General features: G+C 73.6%; 18 protein-coding genes. 8 read left to right on the top strand and 10 right to left on the bottom strand.

Annotated features, from left to right (window positions below; all coding sequences use genetic code 11):
• Positions 1 to 6 precede the first annotated feature (6 nt).
• A complete protein-coding gene (locus BLU95_RS02305) occupies positions 7 to 516 on the bottom strand; it encodes a DUF1269 domain-containing protein (protein WP_231978214.1) in 510 nt (169 codons plus the stop codon).
• A 308-nt stretch (positions 517 to 824) separates the two neighbouring features.
• On the opposite strand from BLU95_RS02305, the gene BLU95_RS02300 reads away from it, so the two are divergent.
• Positions 825 to 1727: a polyphosphate kinase 2 family protein gene (locus BLU95_RS02300; protein ID WP_093858430.1), complete on the top strand. Its 903-nt coding sequence runs from the start codon at positions 825 to 827 to the stop codon at positions 1725 to 1727.
• A gap of 80 nt (positions 1728 to 1807) precedes the next feature.
• On the opposite strand, the gene BLU95_RS02295 is transcribed toward BLU95_RS02300, so the two are convergent.
• Positions 1808 to 2047: an amphi-Trp domain-containing protein gene (locus tag BLU95_RS02295; protein WP_093858429.1), complete on the bottom strand. Its 240-nt coding sequence runs from the start codon at positions 2045 to 2047 to the stop codon at positions 1808 to 1810.
• A 276-nt stretch (positions 2048 to 2323) separates the two neighbouring features.
• Here BLU95_RS02295 and BLU95_RS02290 point away from each other — a divergent pair, with 276 nt between their 5' ends.
• Entirely contained in the window at positions 2324 to 3121 is a 798-nt protein-coding gene (locus BLU95_RS02290) for a class I SAM-dependent methyltransferase (RefSeq protein ID WP_093858428.1), read from the top strand.
• Between the two features lie 360 nt (positions 3122 to 3481).
• Positions 3482 to 6079, top strand: coding sequence for a collagenase (locus BLU95_RS02285; RefSeq protein WP_231978212.1), 2598 nt, complete (start codon positions 3482 to 3484; stop codon positions 6077 to 6079).
• 182 nt (positions 6080 to 6261) lie between these two features.
• On the opposite strand, the gene BLU95_RS02280 is transcribed toward BLU95_RS02285, so the two are convergent.
• Entirely contained in the window at positions 6262 to 7053 is a 792-nt protein-coding gene (locus tag BLU95_RS02280; RefSeq protein ID WP_093858427.1) for a class I SAM-dependent methyltransferase, read from the bottom strand.
• Between the two features lie 197 nt (positions 7054 to 7250).
• On the opposite strand from BLU95_RS02280, the gene BLU95_RS02275 reads away from it, so the two are divergent.
• Entirely contained in the window at positions 7251 to 7595 is a 345-nt protein-coding gene (locus BLU95_RS02275; RefSeq protein ID WP_093864580.1) for a 5-carboxymethyl-2-hydroxymuconate Delta-isomerase, read from the top strand.
• Positions 7596 to 7648: 53 nt separating this feature from the next.
• On the opposite strand, the gene BLU95_RS02270 is transcribed toward BLU95_RS02275, so the two are convergent.
• Complete coding sequence (locus BLU95_RS02270) at positions 7649 to 9097, bottom strand: FAD-dependent oxidoreductase (protein WP_093858426.1); 1449 nt, start codon at positions 9095 to 9097, stop codon at positions 7649 to 7651.
• Positions 9098 to 9879: 782 nt separating this feature from the next.
• Here BLU95_RS02270 and BLU95_RS02265 point away from each other — a divergent pair.
• Together BLU95_RS02265 and BLU95_RS02260 are read left to right on the top strand one after the other, a co-directional pair.
• Positions 9880 to 11097 (top strand): hypothetical protein, encoded by a 1218-nt coding sequence (locus tag BLU95_RS02265; protein WP_197698697.1) that lies wholly within the window; start codon positions 9880 to 9882, stop codon positions 11095 to 11097.
• A 148-nt stretch (positions 11098 to 11245) separates the two neighbouring features.
• Entirely contained in the window at positions 11246 to 13480 is a 2235-nt protein-coding gene (locus tag BLU95_RS02260) for a tetratricopeptide repeat protein (protein ID WP_093858425.1), read from the top strand.
• Positions 13481 to 13599: 119 nt separating this feature from the next.
• Here BLU95_RS02260 and BLU95_RS02255 read toward each other — a convergent pair whose 3' ends face one another.
• The 3 genes from BLU95_RS02255 to BLU95_RS02245 form a co-directional block, all read right to left on the bottom strand.
• Complete coding sequence (locus BLU95_RS02255; protein ID WP_093858424.1) at positions 13600 to 14109, bottom strand: DUF6545 domain-containing protein; 510 nt, start codon at positions 14107 to 14109, stop codon at positions 13600 to 13602.
• Positions 14102 to 14653 carry a ParH-like protein gene (locus tag BLU95_RS02250; protein WP_197698696.1) on the bottom strand — a complete coding sequence of 184 codons (552 nt, stop codon included), beginning with the start codon at positions 14651 to 14653 and terminating at the stop codon, positions 14102 to 14104. The genes BLU95_RS02255 and BLU95_RS02250 overlap by 8 nt, the downstream gene beginning before the upstream one ends.
• 90 nt (positions 14654 to 14743) lie before the next feature.
• Positions 14744 to 15268 carry a helix-turn-helix domain-containing protein gene (locus tag BLU95_RS02245; protein ID WP_107452456.1) on the bottom strand — a complete coding sequence of 175 codons (525 nt, stop codon included), beginning with the start codon at positions 15266 to 15268 and terminating at the stop codon, positions 14744 to 14746.
• 345 nt (positions 15269 to 15613) lie between these two features.
• Here BLU95_RS02245 and BLU95_RS02240 point away from each other — a divergent pair, with 345 nt between their 5' ends.
• Positions 15614 to 16171, top strand: coding sequence for an NUDIX hydrolase (locus tag BLU95_RS02240; RefSeq protein WP_093858423.1), 558 nt, complete (start codon positions 15614 to 15616; stop codon positions 16169 to 16171).
• Between the two features lie 107 nt (positions 16172 to 16278).
• Here the strand turns inward: BLU95_RS02240 and BLU95_RS02235 are convergent, their stop codons facing one another.
• Positions 16279 to 16986, bottom strand: coding sequence for an SDR family oxidoreductase (locus BLU95_RS02235; protein WP_093858422.1), 708 nt, complete (start codon positions 16984 to 16986; stop codon positions 16279 to 16281).
• 292 nt (positions 16987 to 17278) lie between these two features.
• Between BLU95_RS02235 and BLU95_RS02230 the strand changes: the two genes are divergently transcribed.
• Positions 17279 to 17749 (top strand): GNAT family N-acetyltransferase, encoded by a 471-nt coding sequence (locus BLU95_RS02230; protein ID WP_093858421.1) that lies wholly within the window; start codon positions 17279 to 17281, stop codon positions 17747 to 17749.
• 27 nt (positions 17750 to 17776) lie between these two features.
• On the opposite strand, the gene BLU95_RS02225 is transcribed toward BLU95_RS02230, so the two are convergent.
• Together BLU95_RS02225 and BLU95_RS02220 are read right to left on the bottom strand one after the other, a co-directional pair.
• Positions 17777 to 18148 (bottom strand): fic family toxin-antitoxin system, toxin component, encoded by a 372-nt coding sequence (locus BLU95_RS02225; protein ID WP_093858420.1) that lies wholly within the window; start codon positions 18146 to 18148, stop codon positions 17777 to 17779.
• Positions 18145 to 18396: a plasmid mobilization protein gene (locus tag BLU95_RS02220; protein WP_030397208.1), complete on the bottom strand. Its 252-nt coding sequence runs from the start codon at positions 18394 to 18396 to the stop codon at positions 18145 to 18147. Before BLU95_RS02220 ends, BLU95_RS02225 begins: the two co-directional genes overlap by 4 nt.
• Positions 18397 to 18445: the final 49 nt, after the last annotated feature.

Raw genomic sequence — 18445 nt, 5'->3', positions numbered from 1 at the left:
GGCCGATCACTCGCCCTCGGTGAACGCCTCCCGCAGCCGGGCCTCCTCCTCCGCCGAGAGGTTCGTCTCCAGGAGCTCGGCCTGCCGGCCGGTGAACTCCGCCCGCACCCGGTCCACCACCGCGTCCGAGCTGAGCACGAACAGCGCCGAGGTGCCCGGGGTGACCTTCTCCCGCACCTGCCGCACGAAGTCGTCGTCGATACCGACGTGCGCGAGGTGTCCCCCGAGCGCACCTCCGGCCGCGCCCAGCGCCGCGCCGAGCAGCGGTACGAAGAAGATCAGCCCGAGGATGAAGCCCCAGAACGCGCCGCCCACGGCGCCCATTCCGACGAGGTCGCCCAGGTGGCGGGTCCGGGGCTTCCTGGCGCCGTCCGGCCAGCTGACCACGGCGCCGTCCTCGACCTTGATCAGTTCCTGCCGCTGGAGCTTCTGCAGGGTGTCGAGGGCTTCGTCCGCCCCGGTCGCGGTGGGGAAACGCCAGACCGTCAGGGTCGCCATCATGGTCTCCGATCGCACGGGAATGTCCGAAGCCCCATCGTCGTCCCGGGCACCGGCCGCCGCCACGCACGGCCGTCGGACGGGCGACCGGGGCGGCCCGGACCACCGGAACCGGCCCCTGCGGCCCTCCGGGCCCCGACTCCCGGCGGCAGCCCGCCCCGGACGGCCGAGGACGGATTGACGCGGCCACCGGGCGGCCGCAGCGTGGCAGACGGCACTCCCTCCACGGACGGCTCCGGCCCCCGTCGGCCCTCGCCGGCCGCCCGGGCCCACCCGGCCGTGCGGACGGAGCGACCGGCGGACTGCGAAAGGAACCGGTGCGGGCGATGTCGGAGGGACGTGCGGCCGAACGCGTCGCGGAGTTCATCGAGCCACTGCGGGTGAAGCCGGGGTCGACGGTGGACCTCACGGAGGACTTCGACCCCCGGTACAAGGCGGGCCTGAAGAAGAGCGAGAGCGTCGAACTGCTCCGCACCGGGGTGTCGCTGCTGGCCGACCACCAGGCGCGACTGGCCGCCCAGGACACCTACGGCGTGCTGTTCTGCCTCCAGGCGATCGACGCCGGCGGCAAGGACGGGACGATCCGCCACGTCATGAGCGGCGTGAACCCGCAGGGTGTCCGGGTGAGCAGCTTCAAGGTGCCGTCCGCCGAGGAACTCGACCACGACTACCTGTGGCGGTACGCGCGGCGGCTGCCGGCGCGCGGCGAGATCGGCGTCTTCAACCGCTCGCACTACGAGGAGGTCCTCGTCGTGCGGGTCCATCCGGAGAACCTCGACCGCCAGAAGCTGCCGGGGGAGGCGAAGGGCCCGGACGTGTGGCAGCGCCGCTACCGGGAGATCAACGACTGGGAGCGCTACCTCACCGACAACGGCATCAAGGTGGTGAAGGTCTTCCTGAACCTCTCCAAGGAGGAACAGCGCCTGCGTTTCCTGAAGCGGATCGACCGGCCGGAGAAGAACTGGAAGTTCTCCGCGGCCGACGTCCGTGAGCGCGAGCACTGGGACGACTACCAGGAGGCCTTCTCGGAGATGCTGTCGGCCACCAGTACGCCGTGGGCGCCCTGGTACGTGGTGCCGGCCGACCGCAAGTGGTTCGCCCGCATCTGCGCGGCCGCCGTGCTCGCACACACGCTGATCGGGATCGACCCGCGGTACCCCTCGCTCGACGCGCAGGCGCGCGAGGAACTCCTCGCCGCCCGGCGCAGGCTGGAGGCGGAGGCCCCCTGACCGGAGGGTCGGAGCGACCGGCGCGTCGGCCGCGGCGGCCCTCCCGGCCCGAGCGGCCGGGCGGCCACCCGGGCCGGGCGTCAGTGCTCGGGGGATCCGGTGTGCCAGGTCAGTTCGACCTCCAGCTCGACCTTGCCGTCCTCCAGCTCGACCTCGATCTCGACGGCGAGCTCGTCGGGGATCCGCAGGGTGAGCCGGCCCGGTCCGAGTTCCAGCTCGGCCTGGCCGCCGCGCCTGAGCGCGGCCGCGAGGGCTTCCAGCTGATCGGCGGCCTCGGCGCGCGACAGGGTGCGCTTCTGGGTGAACTCGAGATCCTTCACGGGTGCCTCCTGCTCCCGGCGGAATCGGCGGCCACACCCCATTCTGGTTCCGTTTCTCCCGGTCGGCCCGGCGGGAGGAGCAGGAGCGGGAACCGGAGCAGGAGCAGGAGCGGGAGCAGAAGCGGGAGCAGCGGAGCAGGGGGGCGGGAGCGCGGACGGGCCGGGAGGGAGGGAGCGTGCCAGACTCGCAGTACCGGGCCCGGTCCACGGTCCGGTGGCGGGCCGGGGAGGCTGGTCCGGCCGGGGCCCGCCGGGTGCGACGGGAGGTACGGCGTCATGTCCTTCGAGGGCGCGATCCCGGATGTCTACGAGCGGTACTTGGTCCCGCTGTTGTTCCGCCCCTATGCCCGGGACCTGGCGCGGCGCCTGGCCGGGCGACGGCCCCGGGACGTGATCGAGACCGCCGCCGGAACCGGTGCGGTCACCCGGGAGCTGGCCGCGGAGCTGCCCCCGGAGACTTCGATCACGGCGACCGACCTCAGCGGGCCGATGCTCGACCGCGCCCGGGCAGTGGTGCCCGACCGCCCGGTGCGCTGGGTCGAGGCGGACGCGACGGCGCTGCCGTTCCCGGACGGTTCCTGCGACGCGGTGGTGTGCCAGTTCGGGGTGATGTTCTTCCCCGACCGGCCGCGTGCCTTCGGCGAGGCGCTCCGGGTGCTGCGGCCCGGCGGCGTCCTGCTGTTCAACGTCTGGGACGCCATCGGGGCGAACGGGTTCACCGCCGTCGCGGAGGCCGCGGTCGCGGAGGTCTTCCCCGCGGACCCGCCGGACTTCATGAGCCGGGTCCCGTTCGCCTACCACGATGCCGCCCTGATCGCGCGCGACCTCGCGGCCGGAGGGTTCACGACCCCGCCGCAGATCGAGACCGTCGCCGAGCGAAGCCGTGCCGGGGCGGCCCGGGACGCGGCGGTGGCCCTCTGTCAGGGCACCCCGCTGCGCACCGAGATCGAGGCGCGGCCCGGGCGCTCCCTGGACGAGGTGACCGGGGCGGTCGAGGCGGCGCTCGCCGACCGTTTCGGCACCGGGCCGATCGAGGGCCCGCTGAGCGCCCTGGTGGTGACCGTCACCCGCTGAGCGGGCGGGGGAGGGGAGGGCCGGGGAGGGGAGGACGGGGGGAGGGCGGGGCACCCGTCGTGGTCGGGCGGTGGCGCTCCGGCACGCTCGCGGTGATACGCCCGGACCTGCCGTACCCGCCTGTCCGGGTGGGGAGTTGCGCCGGTCGGGGTGACGGTTCGGGCCCGGCGTCACGGTGCTCCGGAAGTTGAGGACTTGGTTCCGTTCAACGTCTTCCGCCGCAATGTGAAGTATGCCATTGTACATGCCACACTCCACCGCACCGATGGTGTGCCGATCCCCGCGGCCTGCCCTTCGACGGTCCCCACCCATGCCCGGTCGTGACCCCACGACGTCCGGGTACAGCTCGGAGGCCCCCACTTGAGCCCCACCCGCATACCCGGCCTGCCACAACTGGCAAGGCTGCTGACCCTCCTTCTGGCACTGTGCACCGTGCTCGCCGTGTTCGCCCCCGGCAGCCACGCCGCCCCGTCGGCCACCCCCACGGCCCCGGCCGGCGCCGGCACCCCGGCACCCCAGCCCGCCGCCGGAACCTCCCCGTACACCGGCGAGGCCGACCGGGGCACGCCCGTCCCGGCCAGGAACCGGGCACCGTTCAACGCCCCGCTGGACGCGGTGGCTTCGGCCCAGTCCCTCGGCCTGAACACCAGTACCACCGGCCGCTCCCCGTCCTCCGGGACCGCCGCGAAGTCAGTCGGCAGCGCCGCGCCCTCGGCCACCGCGGCCGCCGAAGCCGCCTGCAACGCCTCGGACTTCACCTCCCGCACCGGCGGTGCCCTGGTCCAGGCGGTCAAGGCCGCCACCAGCGACTGCGTCAACCAGCTGTTCAACCTCACCGGCAACGACGCCTACTGGGCCTTCCGCGAGGCCCAGATGGTGAGTGTCGCCGACGCGCTGCGCTCCTCGGCGTCGGCCTACCCGGGCGACAACAGCACCTCCGTCGCGCAGTTGGTGCTCTACCTGCGGGCCGGCTACTTCGTGCAGTGGTACCACGCGTCCGATGTCGGCACCTACGGCACCGCCCTGCAGAGCTCGATCCGCGGCGCGCTGGACTCCTTCTTCAACAGCGCCCGTTCGCGCGACCTGACCGCCGCCAACGCCGCGATCCTCGGCGAGACGGTCACCCTGATCGACAGCGCGCAGGAGAACACCCGCTACCTGCCGGTGATCAAGAGGCTCCTGACCGACTACGACCCCGCCACCCACAACGGCGTCAAGGGCATGGCCGGAGCGGTCAACAACGTCTTCAACGTGCTGTTCCGCGGCCACCAGCTGGCGAACTTCCAGACGGCCGTGGCGGCCGACCCGTCGCTGCTCGACACCCTCTACAACTTCGCCGCCGTCAACAGCTCCCTGTACGGCACCGACTTCGGCTACCTGCCCTACAACGCGACCCGCGAGCTCGGCCGTTTCGTCCAGTACGCCGCGCTGCAGCCCAAGGTCCGCCCGCTGCTCAAGGGCCTGGCCCAGCAGAGCTCCCCGAGCGGACGGACGGCCTACCAGTGGGCCGCCGTCGCGGAGATGGCCGCCGAGTACGACGCCGCGAACAGCGCCTACTACGGCACCACCGACGCGGCCGCGCGCCTGCGGTCCGGCCTCCTGGCCACCACCTCCACCTGCTCCCCGAGCATCCGGATCATCGCCCAGCAGGCGACCACCGACAACCTGAACGCCGCCTGCCGCAGCCTCACCGCCCAGGACGCGTACTTCCACGCGGTGGCCAAGGACAACGGTCCGGTCGCGGACGACCGGAACACCACCATCGAGGTCGTCGTCTTCGACAGCCCCTTCGACTACCAGGTGTTCGCCGCCTCGATCTACGGCATCAACACCGACAACGGCGGCATGTACCTGGAGGGCAAGCCGAACGTCGCGGGCAACCAGCCGCGCTTCCTCGCCTACGAGGCGCCGTTCGCCAAGCCCGCGTTCGAGGTGTGGAACCTCAACCACGAGTACACCCATTACCTCGACGGCCGCTTCGACATGTACGGCGACTTCGACTCGGGCGTGACCACCCCCACCATCTGGTGGATCGAGGGCTTCGCCGAGTACGTCTCCTACTCCTACCGCAAGCTGAACTACGACGCGGCGATCACCGCGGCGGGCCTGCACACCTACAAGCTCTCCACCCTCTTCGACACCACCTACGAGAACACCAACACCGAGCGCACCTACCGCTGGGGCTACCTCGCCGTGCGCTACATGCTGGAGCAGCACCGGGGCGACGTCGACGCGGTGCTCGCCAAGTACCGCACCGGTGACTGGAACGGCGCCCGCGGCATCCTGAAGAGCACCATCGGCACCCGCTACGACGCCGACTTCGACACCTGGCTCACCGCCTGCGCCGCCGGCGCCTGCGCCAACACCACCCCGCCCGCCAACCGGCCCCCGACCGCGGCCTTCACCGCCTCGGTCAACGGCAGCAGCGTCAACCTGACCGACCTGTCCACCGACCCGGACGGCACCGTCGTCGGCCGGACCTGGAGCTTCGGCGACGGCACCGGGTCCACCGCCGCCAACCCCTACAAGACCTACCAGAGCCCCGGCACCTACACCGTCACCCTGACCGTCGTCGACGACAAGGGCGCCAAGGCGAGCACCAGCCGCAGCCTGGTGATCACCGCCGCGAGCGAGTGCGCCAACCCGGACGTCCGCGTCCTCGACCGCAACTGCGCCCGTAGCAACGTCTCCGCGACCACCGGGAACTACGCCCACTTCTACCTCTACGTGCCGGCCGGCACGCAGAACATCACCGTCAGCACCAGCGGCGGAACCGGCAACGCCGACCTCTACTACGACTGGGGCAGCTGGGCGACCAGGAACAGCTACGTCACCCGGTCGGCCAAGGCCGGCAACACCGAGTCGCTGACCATCACCAACCCCCCGACCGGCTACGTCTACTTCAGCCTCCTCGCGGAGGAGGGCTTCAACGGAGTGACCGTCACTTCCCGCTACTGACCCCCGCCCCCCGGCACCGGCCCCTTGACGCCGGTCCCTCGACGCGGGTCCCGTGACCCGGGCCACGCAGGTCCACCCCTTCCCCGGCAGGCGGCCGGGGAACGGGCCCCCGGGACACCACCGGCCGCCCGCCCCTCCCCGGGGCCGGGCGGCCGGTGCCGTGCGCTCCCGGGTACGGGCCGTCAGACGCGGGCGGTGAGGATCGCGACCCGCACGTCCTCGGTGAACGTCTCCCGGTCGGCGGGCAGGCACCGCCGGACGTACTCCGCGAACGCGGGCCGGTCCGCGGGCGCGGGCAACCGGTCGGCGGGCACGGCGGAGCAGACGCCGCCGACGATCTGCTCCGGGGTGAGTTCGTCGGTGTACTCGACGACGGTCTCCCGGATCTCGGTGAGGCCGGCCGCGCGCAAGGCCTGCCGGTACCGGTCGCGGTCCTGGGCCAGAGTGCCGCACGACGCCGCCAGGGTGGTGCCGAAGTGGCGTTCCAGACCTGCCCGGAGTGGCGGCGACCAGCTGTTCTCCTGGAGCCAGAGCGGGGTGCCGTTGGCCACCACGGCGATCCCGCCGCCGGGCCGCAGGAGCGGGACGAGCGCGTGGAACAGTTCCTCGTGCCGCATCCAGTGGATCGCGTTGCCGATCACGGTCATCGCCAGTGAGTCCTGGCCGAGCAGGGTCCGGAGGGCGGGGACGTCGCGGTCGCCGCCGAGTATCCAGGTCGCGTTGTCGACGCCCTGCGCGGCCGCCGCGGCGCCCGCGAGGCGGAGCATGTCGGGTTCCGGGTCCATGCCGATGACCGACCGGACCCTGCCGGCCAGGGGCAGGGCGAGCTGCCCGGTGCCGCAGCCGAGGTCCAGGACCACGTCCTCCGCACCGAGCCCGAAGGCCTCCTGCAGCGCGTCGACGGCCTGTGGCGGGTAGCCGCGGCGGTACTTCGCGTAGTAACCGGCGACGTCACCGCTGAATCCCCGAGTCATGGCCGACACCCTGCCACCCCGGTGCCGGGCGGGACAGGCCTCCGGTCCGGTGATCGCTGACGGCGCAAACCCCGTGCGAGGGTGCGCAGGACGTGCCGTCATCGGGTGGGGTGGGCGCCGCGGGGGCGTCGGGGCGGGCCGGTAGCGTCGCGGACACCGCCCGCCGGGACCCGGCGGGCCCGTTCCCGGAGGTTCCCTTGCCGCAGATCCTGGTCGACCACTCGGCCGATCTCGACTTCGACCGCGCCGTCCTCGCCGAGAGGGTGCACCGGGCGATCACCGAGGTGATCGACACCGCCGTGCCGGACTGCAAGACCGTCTTCCGCCCGGCCGCGCGGTACGTGGTGGGTGACGGGACGACGGGGGAGGCGGTGGTGCTGGTGGAGATCAAGATCCTGGCCGGCCGCAGCGCGGAGCAGCGGGCGGAGCTGACCGCCCGGGTGCTCGCCGTGCTGGAGTCCTGCGTCACCGTGCCGGCCGCGATCGGGGTGCAGGTCACCGAACTGGACCGCGCCACCTACCGCTTCGTCCACCACCGGTAGCGGCTCCGGCCCACCTGCCCGTCCGCTGGTTGCCCGGCGTCCGTGGATCGCCGTCATGCGTGGGCAGGCGGGCCGTCGGCGGCGGGCGGGTCCGGGCGGCGGGTGAGGGCCTGGCGGGCGATCTTGGCGAGGACCGAGGGGCGCATCAGCAGCGAGGACGGCGCGGTCATGTTGACCACCTTGACGAAGCGGGTCCAGACGTCGGCGTCGTGCCGGGCCAGCCCGAAGACCTGCTGGTTGTACCAGTGCGCGAAGCGGGCGGCCAGTGGCCGGCCGGTGGGGTTCCACATCAGGTCCGAGGTGGTGGACAGCGACCACGGCGCCTTGATGATCCCGGCCGCCGTGCGCAGGTACTCCCGGCTCAGACCGGGCGGGCCCGTGCCGGTGGAGCGGCGGCGGAGCAACGCGCCGAGCGCCTCGGCCTCGATGGCGGGCACGGTCAGCCCCTGGCCGTAGACCGGATTGAAGACGCAGAGCGCGTCGCCGATCGCGATCAGCCCCTCCGGCCAGCCGGGGTTGCGGTGGTGCAGGCGCCAGACGCTCCCGGGGTTGGTGTAGCGGTGCAGCGCGTCGTGGCGGCCCCGTCGGGCGATCTGCTCGGCCAGCCGGGGGTTGTCCAGGCTGCGCGCGTAGTCCAGGAAGCCGTCCGGGTCGGTGGGCGGGTGCTGCTCGAAGCCGAACAGCGAGCAGACCCAGCGGCCGTGCTCCACCGCGAGCATGGCGCCGCCGCGGCGCACCGCGGGAGCGAAGGTCATCTGATAGGCGAGGTCGTAGTCCTTCTCCTCGGGGGTGCGGTCGAAGACCATCGTGGTGTAGGTGATCCTCGCCTTCACCGTGCTCTTCGCCGAGACCGGCAGCCCGGCTTCGCCCAGCCAGTCGTCGATCGAGGTGGTCCGCCCGGAGGCGTCCACCACCAGATCGGCCGAGACCGCCTGTTTCCCGCCTGCCCCGGTCCAGTAGCGCACCTGGTCGATCCGGCCGTCCGGGCCCCTGCCCAGGCCGCTGACCCGGGCCCCGCCGAGCAGCCGAACCGGTGCCAGGTCGAGTACCCGGCCCCGGATCCGTCGTTCCAGTTCGTCCCGGGTGAAGGACTGGATCCGCACCCCGGTGGTGGCGCGCACGGCGAAGCCGGTGGGCAGCAGGAAGCTGATCCGCTCGCCGTAGTCGTAGACGGGCGCGCCGAGCTGTTCCAGCTCCGCCCGCAGGCCGGGGAAGAGCAGCTCCAGCGTCCGGGCGCCCCTGGCCATCATCGCGTGCGCGTGGTACGACTGCGGCGCGCTCGGATGTGCGCCGGTCGTCCGGTCGAGCGTGTCCCGCTCCAGCACCAGGACCTCGGTGAAGTGATCGGCCAGCACCCGGGCCGCCAGCAGGCCCGCGTAACCACCACCGATCACCACGGCCCGTCCCCAGCCCGGTCCGGTCCGGTCCGGGTTCGTGCGCTTGCCCGCGTCGGTGCGGGCGTTCTTCCCCGGTGCCGGAGTGCCGTGGTCCGCTTCCGCCATGCCGATCCCCGTTCGTCGGGCCGTCGGAGGCCCCGTCGGGTCACCGTCCGCGCACCACTTCACCGCGTCGCTCCAGGGACGATCAAGCGTGGCGGAGGGGCGTGCGGAGGCGTACCAGGGGCGCTGGCGGCGGGCGGTTCGCCCGCGGTGGATCCCGCGAGGGCTTCCTGCCGGAGGCGGGGTGCTCCTGCGATCGCAGCGGTCCTGGCGGACGGGCGGCGCGGGGTGCGAGCTCTCGATCGTCGATTCATTTCAGTTTATATTCTGGCGCGGTGGTCGAGCCCGTCGGGCCCTCGGGGCCGAACTTCGAGCGGATCGGTCGACGCCCCGGGGCCGTACCCCTGACCTGGGTACTCGACCGCACTTGCCCAGGGCTTTGCCGATCGGCGGTGTGTCGTTCTCTTGACGCGGGTGACACGGGTTCATCACTCTTGGCCTCGGCCAGCTGGTGTGGCTGAGATGGATAACATCATTCATCTCAGCTCATGCCCCCTCATGGCCTCGACCACGAGTCGTGGAAGGAGGTGTCCGTCATGAAGAAGATCGTCGTCCGCAAGGCCGGCCCGGTCCGCCTGACCAGCACGGCGCGTGCGCTGTACCTGCCGTGGGACTGCATGGTTCAGGTCTGATCCGATCCCCCAGGCAGGGGACGGCGGTGCCGGTCGGGCGCATCACGACCGGCACCGCTCCCTCGGCCGGCCCCTTCCGTTCCACCCGTTCCACCTGTTCGCCGCTCCGCCCGCCCGTTCCCTCCGCCCGCCCACCTCCCGCAAGGAGGCCCCGTGCACTCCCCGGTGGACAGCAACTCCGACGCCCCGGGCCTCGACCTGGACCGACCGCTGCCCCTGCGCCGGCTCGTCTACCTGGAGGAGGCCGACGAAGTCACCATCGGCAGCCCGGAGACCGACACCTACGCCGTCTTCCCGGCCGACGGCGCGGAGCTGGTCCGGATGCTGGCCGACGGCCTCACCCCGCGCGCGGCGGCCGAGCGGTACCGGATCGCGCACGGCGAGAGCGTGGACATCGCCGACCTGGTCGAGGTCCTCGCCGAACTCGACCTGCTCCGCCCGGCCGACGCACCGACGGCGGCAACCGCGCCGGTCCGCTGGCAGCGCCTGGGCGGACTGCTGTTCGGCCGGCCGGCGCTGTTCGGCTACGCGCTCGTGACGGCGCTCGCCGCGGTCGAGATGGTCCGGGTGCCCGGGCTCGTCCCACGGACCGACAACCTGTTCTTCACCACGTCCTACACCCTGGTCGTCCTGCTCCTGTTCTTCGGCCAGGCGCCGCTGCTGGCACTGCACGAGGCGTTCCACGCGCTGGCCGGCCGTCGGCTGGGGCTGCGCTCCCGGCTCTCGGTCGGGCACCGTCTGGTGTACCTGGTGCTGGAGACCTCGCTCGACGGCCTGGTGAGCGTGCCGCGCCGACAGCGCTACCTGCCCATTCTGGCGGGCATGCTGGCCGACGTGCTGGCGATCTCCGTGCTCACCCTGATCGCCGACGTGACACGCGGGGGCGCCGCGACGGTCTCCCGGCTCTGCCTCGCGATGGCCTGGGCCACGGTGCTGCGGCTGGCCTGGCAGGGCTTCTTCTACCTGCGCACCGACCTCTACGTGCTGCTCAGCACCGCGCTGGGCTGCGTGAACCTGCACGCCGCCGCCGTCGACGTGCTCCGCAACACCGTCCGGCGGTTCACCGGGCGGCCGCCGGTGGACCTGGCGGTCCACCACCCCGTGGACCGGCGCGTCGCCCGCTGGTACTCCTGGCTGATGGTGGTGGGTTACGCGTTCACCCTGACGATGTTCGCCGGGGTCGTCGTACCGACGGCGTACCGGCTGCTGCACGACGTCTGGCTGCGGATGACCGGGCAGGGGTCGACGGCCGCCCGGCTGGACTCGATCGTCCTGCTGCTGCTGAGCCTCGCGCAGACCACCGCCGTCGTGGTCCTCGCACTCCGGGAACGCCGCGCTGCCCGGCGCCCCGCCCCCGCCCGGACCGCCTGACCCCGGACCCCGGACCGCCTGACTCCGGACCGCCTGACCCCGCAGCTTGTCGCCACCCGCACCTCGTCGCCACCCGCACCTCGTCGCCACCCGCGCCGCGTCGTCACCCGCCCCACCTCCCCGTCACCGCACGAAAGGCAGCTGTGCCATGGCCGAACACCGCCACCACTGGGTCCGCGCCGCCGGGCGCCACGCCCGCGTCGCCGCCCGCGCGACGCTCGACCTGCCGCCCGTGCTCGCCGTGGTGAACGCCGACCGCCGCCTGCGCGGGCCCTACACCGCCGTCGGCTCGGTCCTGCGGGCGACCCTCCCCGACGCGCTCGCGCGCTGCCCCGAAGCCGTCACCCGGCACGACATCGAGATCCTCTCCACCACCCCCGAGCTGCGGGACCTGGTGCCCGCCACCCGCGAGACGCTCACCTCGCTGGCGGTGCCCAAGGAACGCACCCGCTTCTACTCCGCGCTGCGCACCCTGCGGATCGCGCACGGCCTGGTGGAGTTCCTGGACGCGTACCTGCGCGCCCTCGGCGCGGGCCCGCACACCCTGGTGGTCGAGGACGCGCACCGGGCCGATCCGACCGACGGCGAGTTCCTCGCCGTCCTGCTGCGGCGGATCGACCCGGCACTGCTGACCGTGGTCGTGACCACCGGCACCGAGCCGCTGGAGCGCCCCGAAGGTCCGGGCCGCGAGACGCTGCCCGAGGCGCTCGCCGCCCACTGCGCGGTGCTCGACCCGGTCGAAGGGGAGTCCGCCGGACCCGGGCAGACCGGGCACGGGCAGGGTGAGCACGGGCAGGCCGGTCCCGCGCAGGCCGGACTCGGCCGCGCCCACATCGCCGCCGACGGCATCGGTGACGACGCCGACGCCCTCGCCGCCTACCTCGCGCTCCCGGCCGACGAACGCGCCCGCCTGCACGACCTGCGGCGCGCCGAGCTGGAGACGGCCGGCGAGTCCTCGCTGCGGCTGGGGGCCATCACCTGGCACGCGGAGCACGGCAGCGACCCCGCCGGCGTCGGGGCGGACGTCCTGCGCCACGCCCTCGACCACTGCATGGACCTCGGCTACTACCACGCCGTGGTGGACCTCGGCGAGCGCGGCCGGCGGCTGGTGACGCACGAGAGCAACCCGAACCACTGGTGGGCCTTCACCACCAAGATGACCACCTCCTTCGCCGCGCTCGGCCTCGCGGAGCGCGCCCTGCCGCTGTACGACGAGGCCCGTGCCCTCAGCGCCTCGCCCGAGGTCCACATGCAGGCCGCGTACGCCACCGCGATGCTGCACACCCGGCACTTCGAGGCCGGGCGCCGCGACCACGGGCTGGCCCGCGCCTGGGTCAACCAGGCCATCGCCTTCGCCCGTTGGCACCCGGACCCGAAGGAGCGCGAGGCGCGGGTCGTGTTCAACCGCAACGGCCTCGCGCTGATCGAGGTCCACCAGGGTCGCCCGGCCGCGGCGCTGGAGCTGCTGGACGCCTGCATCGCCCGGCTGGACGAGACGCTGGAACCCGACGAGCACGCGCTGCACCGCTCGGTGCTGCTCTACAACCGGGCCCAGGTGCACGCCGCACTCGGCCACCACGCCCAGGCCGTCGCCGACTACACCGCGGTCATCGAGTGCGACCCCAACTACGCCGAGTACCACTTCGACCGGGGCATGCTCTGGCGCGACCTCGGTGAGCCGGAGCGGGCCCTGGCCGACTACGAGCACGCCATCCGGCTCTCACCGCCTTTCCCCGAGGCCTACTTCAACCGGGCGGACGTGCTCGCCGAGCTGGGCGACACCGCGGCCGCGGCCGCGGACTTCGGGTATGTGCTCCAGCTCGACCCGGAGTTCGACGAGGCCCGGATCAACCGGGCCTCCCTGCTGCTGGAGGCGGGCTCCCACGACCTCGCCCGGGCGGACATCGCGGCCGGACTGGAACGGAACCCCAGGAGCGCCCGACTCCTCTGCCTGAAGGGGCAGTTGCTGGCAGCGGAGGAGGACCTCGCGGCGGCGGCCGGGGCCTACGCGGAGGCCGTCGACATCGATCCCGGGTCCGCCGAGGCGTGGGCGCTGTTCGGGGAACTCCGCTACCAGGAAGGTGACTTGGACGGCGCTGGCAGCCACCTGGCCCGCGCGGTCGAGCTGTCCGCGGAACCGGGCATCCGGTTCAACCTGGCGGTGGTCCACCACGACGCCGGCCGGTACGGGGAGGCGGTCCGGCTGCTCGACGAGGTGGTGGAGGCGACCGAGGACGTGGACGCGCGCCTCCAGCGCGCCCGTTGCCTGCTCGGGCTGGACCGTCCCGAGGCGGCCAGGGCCGATCTGCTCGCCTGCCTGGAGGCCGACTCCGGTGCGGCGGAACAGGTGTACGGGCTGATGCCCGAGCTGGCCCGGGGCTGAACCGCCCGCCCCCACGCCCTGCCGTTCGTCCCCACGCCCTGCCGCGCGCCCCAAGGTCACGCCCCGCCGCCCCGCCGGTCTCACAGCGGTGCGGCGGGGCGGCACGGTGCGGGCGGGCCTCACCGGGCCGTCGCGACCCCGGCCAGCTCCGCCCGCACCCGGCGCCGGACATGGGCCATGACCGGTGAACGGCGGTAGGCGGCGGCCACCTCGACCAGCCACGCCGCCTCCTCGCGGAGACCGGCGGCGAGCGGGTGCGGCACCCACCCCTCGGCGGGGCCGACGGGGAACCGGTGCCCGGCGCGGGCCGCCTCCAGCGCGGCGGCGATCGCGGCGGCCTCGACCACGATCGCGAACCTCTCCGTCCCGGCCGGGCGGACCACCTCGGCCACCCAGAACGGCACCCGGGGGTGCAGATGCGGGCGCAGGGACAGCTGGCCGTCGCGGATCTCGATGATCCGCCGGAACAGCGCGAAGCGGATGTCCCCGCGCCGGCCGCCCCCGGTGCCGAACCACGTTTCCGGCGTGACGAGTTCGATCTCCGGCCGCTCCGCGCGCAGTGCCGACCAGAGGGGGCCGAGCCGGCGGAGGTCGGCCCAGTCGCGGACCGGCCCGCCCCCGTCACCCATGCCGCACCGTCCCGCGCGCCCGCGGTCCGCCGAGTCCGATCCCCCGGCGGAGGACACCGTCCGCCAGCTGCCCGACCACCGAGGACCGCCGGCGCCGCAGCACCCGGTGCAGCGCCAGGGAGGCCACGAGCTCGGCCTCCCGCTCCTGCCGCTGTGTGTACGCCGACCGCCCGAGCACCCGGTGGACCAGCTCGCCCGACAACCGCGGCGTCAACGCCTCCCGGACGTCCTCGCCGATCCCGGCTCCGCCCCCGGTGTGCCGGCACAGGAGATGGCCGATCTCGTGCAGCACGATGTGCTGTTGGTGCAGCGCGGTGGTGTCGACGGCGTAGCCGATGTAGTCCGCGCGGTCGGTGCAGACCAGTACACCGCAGGGCGAGTGCGCGGGGCCGGAGAGCGGGACCAGTTCGATGGGCCTGCCCCGCAGCCGGGTGAGCGAGTCCGTCAGCGCCCCGATGTCGAAGGGCTCCGGAAGCGGTATCGAGTCCGCGACGCCGCGACATCGGAGCCAGAGCCCCCGCTCGACCCCACCCGGATGCCCCATGTCCGTACCCCCGATGCTCCACCGCCCAATTCGGGAGGCGATCCTACGGACGGGGGAGCCCCGGGAGAACCGCTTCGACAGCGATTGCCGCTACCTGCCGCCGTGCCCACTGCCGGACCCGCCGCCGGACCTGCCGTCGGTCCGGCCGACTGACCCACCGTCGGTCCGGCCGCCGGACCCGCCCGACCCGCCGTCCGGCCGGCCGGCGGCCTCGCGGCGGGCGATCGCCTCGATCATGTCGCTGATCGTGCCGAGCCCCTCGGGCGACAGGGCCACCGCACGCAGCGCCACGTCCCGCACCCCGGCGTCCCGCAGCGCGCCGAGCAGCGCCAGTTCCTCGGTGATCCGCACGCTCTGCCGGTCGTCGAAGAAGTACGCGGGCGGCACCTGGAAGAACTGCGCCAGCGCTTCCAGATGACGCTTCGTCGGATTGTCCCGCCGGCCGGTGCGGAGCTGCCACAGATAGGTCGCCGAGAAGGTCTCGCCGGTCGCCTCCCGGCAGGCCCGGGCGACCTCCTCGTGGGTGTACGGTTCGCGGTCGGGACGGCGGACCACGTCGAACAGCCGGTCCAGCTTCGCCGAGAGCGTGGACGCACCGGAGTCTGCTTCGGGCACGGCGCACCTCTTCCCTCACCCCGCGGGCACGCCCCGTGCGTGTGCGGATCCACCACTCGCGACCGGTCACCCATTCTAGGGGCCGCGTCCAGCGGGCTCCCCCCGTCGGGGAGCGGCGGCCGGTGCGACTCGATCGGTGCGTCCGCCGCACGGCGTCGGCCACCGTGCGCGCCGCAGCCCGGACCGCCGGCGCCCCCGCCGTCCGGCCCCGCGTCCTCCGGGATCCTCCGGGCCCGCGGACTCCGGCAGGTCCTGGCCCCTGGGCGACGGAGCGGCCCGCGCGGGAGTGCGCGGCGGGCGTGAGAGAGTCGGGCGGTCAGCCCGGACGCGCGTGAGGAGGGCCCGGTGGCGGGATCGGAGTGGCAGGTCCACGGACGGCGACAGGTCTACGGCTCCCCGTGGGTCGAACTCTGGCTCGACGATGTCGACATCCCCGGTCACGGACGCGTCGAGCACCACGTCGTCCGGATGCCCCGGGCGTCCACCACCGCCGTCGTCACCGACGAGGAGGGGCGGTTCCTGCTCATCTTTCGGCACCGGTTCATCACCGGCCGGTGGGGGTGGGAGGACCCGGCCGGCTGGGCCGAGCCGGGCGAGGAACCGGCCGCCGCCGTCGCCCGGGAGGTCGAGGAGGAGACCGGCTGGCGCCCCGGGGCCGTCGAGCCGATGACCGGGTACGATGCCATGTCCGGCATCTCCGACGCGCGTTTCCACGCCTTTCACGTGACCGGCTGCATCCGGATCGGCGAGCCCGTGGACGTCTCCGAGGCCGACCGGGTGGAATGGCTCCCCGAGGCCGAGGTGGTCGGACTCCTGGTGGACGGCCGGATCCCGGACGGGCCGTCGCACGCGGCGCTCTCCTACTACCTCGGCCCCCACCGCCTCGCCGGCAAGGGCCGCTGACCCGTCCTCCCGGAGTCCTCCGCCACGGTACCGGCCGGGCTGCTGCGGTTCCCGGCGCGGCCGCCACGCCCGCCGTCCTCCCGTGGGCCGCCGGCCGGAGCGGCTGCCTACCAGTCCAGCGGCTTCCCGTCGCGGAAGAACCCGCCGGTGGGGCCGGAGTCGGGCAGGCTCGCGGCCCAGAGCACGCCGGCGGCGCCCCGGTCGACGGGCGCGCCGCCGGGGCCGCCCATGTCGGTGGCGATCCAGCCCGGGCAGACGGCGTTGACCAGGATCCGGTCGTCCCGCAGTTCGTCCGCGAGCTTGCGGGTCAGGGCGTTGAGGGCGGCCTTCGAGACCCCGTAGGCGGGCGTCCCGCCCGACATGTGGGTCAGCGATCCGGACTCGCTGGACACGTTGACCACCCGGGGGTGCGCCGACCGGCGGAGCAGCGGGAGGAAGGCCTGCGCGGTGCGCCACGCGCCGAACAGGTTGGTCTCCAGGGTCCGGGCGACCTCGTCGAGGTCGACACCGGTGGCGCGTTCGCCGGTGTCGTAGTTGACGGCGGCGTTGTTGACGAGGACGTCGAGACGGCCGAACCGCGCGTCGACGGTTCGGGCGAGGTCGGCGACGCCCTCGGCGTCGGTGACGTCCAGCCGGTACGGCAGCAGGGTGCCGGGCACGCCGGGAGCCAGGTCGGCCGAGGCCCGTTCGGCGTCGGAAGCCCGGCGGGCGCACAGCAGGACGGTGTGGCCGAGCGCGGCGAGCTGACGGGCGGTCTCCCGGCCGATTCCCCGGTTGGCGCCCGTGACCAGCGATACCGGCGCGGTGGTGCTCATGGGCTTGCTCCTCGGCAGGGACGATCGGAACCGGAGGCACGACGTCCGTCCCCCGGCGGCTCTCGCAGTGTGCCACGCCGCACGGACGGGACGATCACGGCCCCGGCGCACGGCGGATCGTGGCGGGATCTTGGCACCCGTGGGCGCTGACGGCACTCGTGCGGCCCGGACCGGGGCCGCAGGATGGGGCCGTGGCCGCCCGGGGGAGTCCGGCGCGGCCCCTCATCCCGTCCCGACCAGCAGCCCGCCCCGACCACCAGGTCCCCGACCACCAGGAACGCGAGGCTCCCCGATGCCCGTCGCCACCCCCGCCCCGCCCGCCGCGGTCCGCCCGGCCACGGTGGCCGACCTGCCGGCGATCGCGCGACTGTGCGCCGCCCACGCCGCCTTCGAGAAAGCCGGACCGGTGCCCGCCGACCTCGCCTCCCGACTGGGACCGGCGCTGTTCGGGCCGGGCCCGAGGGCCCGTTGCCTGGTGGTCGACCGCGGCGGCGAACTGGTCGGCTACGCCACCTGGTCCCGGGAGTTCGCCACCTGGCAGGGCGCCGAGTACGTCCATCTGGACTGTCTGTTCGTCACCGAGCCGCACCGGGGCGGGGGCTGGGGGCGCGCTCTGCTCGAGGCGGTGGTGGAAGCGGCCGCGGCCGCCGGCGCCGCCGAGGTGCAGTGGCAGACCCCCGACTGGAACACCGACGCCGTCCGCTTCTACCACCGCGCGGGGGCGCGGGGCCGGCCCAAGGTCAGGTTCTCGCTCCCGCTCTGACCACGGTCCGCCCCGCCCCGGTGCGGTTCAGCGGTACCAGGCGCGGATGGCGGTGGCGGTCTCGCGGACGTCGGCCCGGCCGTCGCGGATCCGCGACGCCAGTTCGACGGCCGCCTTGGGTTCGGCGGTCACGATGACCCCGGAGGCACTGAGGTAGGACGCGGCGACGACGGCCGCGAAGTGCTCGTTGGCGAACTCCAGCGCCGGGACCCGGATGAGCTGGTGCATGAGGGCGGCCGCGCGCTGGTGCACAGCGCCGTACACCGCCACGTCCATCACTTCGTCGACATGCCGGGCGACCGCCGCGGCGAGGGTGCCGTAGTCCGTGACATCGGGATCGGCGCGCAGGAACTGCTGGGCCACCTCCAGCAGCCAGGTGCGGTCGACGCGCAGGATCACGCCGCGTCCGCCGTCCCGGACCGGTGCCCGGCCCCGCCCTGCGGGTACGGGCCGAACTCGGCCTCGAACGCCGGCGCCCACACCTGGGAGAAGTGCGCGGCGGCGGTCAGGAACCGCTCGCGCCGCTCGTCGGCCTCCTCCGCCAGGACCTTGCGGGCGTAGTCCGGCAGGCTCATCCCGGCCGCCTCCGCGCGCTGTTCCAGGGCCTCGTGGGTTTCCTCGTCGATGCGCAGGTTGAGTTGCTTCACGGGTGGCAGCGTAGCGGTTCGTACATCGTGCTACAAGACGGACGTGCCG

It is taken from the genome of Streptomyces sp. TLI_053 (assembly GCF_900105395.1).
Classification (GTDB): Bacteria; Actinomycetota; Actinomycetes; order Streptomycetales; family Streptomycetaceae; genus Kitasatospora.
Note: the sequence above shows the minus strand (reverse complement) of the source record. Positions and strands in the feature narration are given on the sequence as shown.

Bases quoted from the DNA above. Each gene is read 5' to 3' on its own strand.
- BLU95_RS02300 (WP_093858430.1), top strand. From the start codon at position 825: ATGTCGGAGGGACGTGCGGCCGAACGCGTCGCGGAGTTCATCGAGCCA.
- BLU95_RS02290 (WP_093858428.1), top strand. From the start codon at position 2,324: ATGTCCTTCGAGGGCGCGATCCCGGATGTCTACGAGCGGTACTTGGTC.
- BLU95_RS02280 (WP_093858427.1), bottom strand. From the start codon at position 7,053: ATGACTCGGGGATTCAGCGGTGACGTCGCCGGTTACTACGCGAAGTAC.
- BLU95_RS02270 (WP_093858426.1), bottom strand. From the start codon at position 9,097: ATGGCGGAAGCGGACCACGGCACTCCGGCACCGGGGAAGAACGCCCGC.
- BLU95_RS02260 (WP_093858425.1), top strand. From the start codon at position 11,246: ATGGCCGAACACCGCCACCACTGGGTCCGCGCCGCCGGGCGCCACGCC.
- BLU95_RS02255 (WP_093858424.1), bottom strand. From the start codon at position 14,109: ATGGGTGACGGGGGCGGGCCGGTCCGCGACTGGGCCGACCTCCGCCGG.
- BLU95_RS02250 (WP_197698696.1), bottom strand. From the start codon at position 14,653: ATGGGGCATCCGGGTGGGGTCGAGCGGGGGCTCTGGCTCCGATGTCGC.
- BLU95_RS02235 (WP_093858422.1), bottom strand. From the start codon at position 16,986: ATGAGCACCACCGCGCCGGTATCGCTGGTCACGGGCGCCAACCGGGGA.
- BLU95_RS02230 (WP_093858421.1), top strand. From the start codon at position 17,279: ATGCCCGTCGCCACCCCCGCCCCGCCCGCCGCGGTCCGCCCGGCCACG.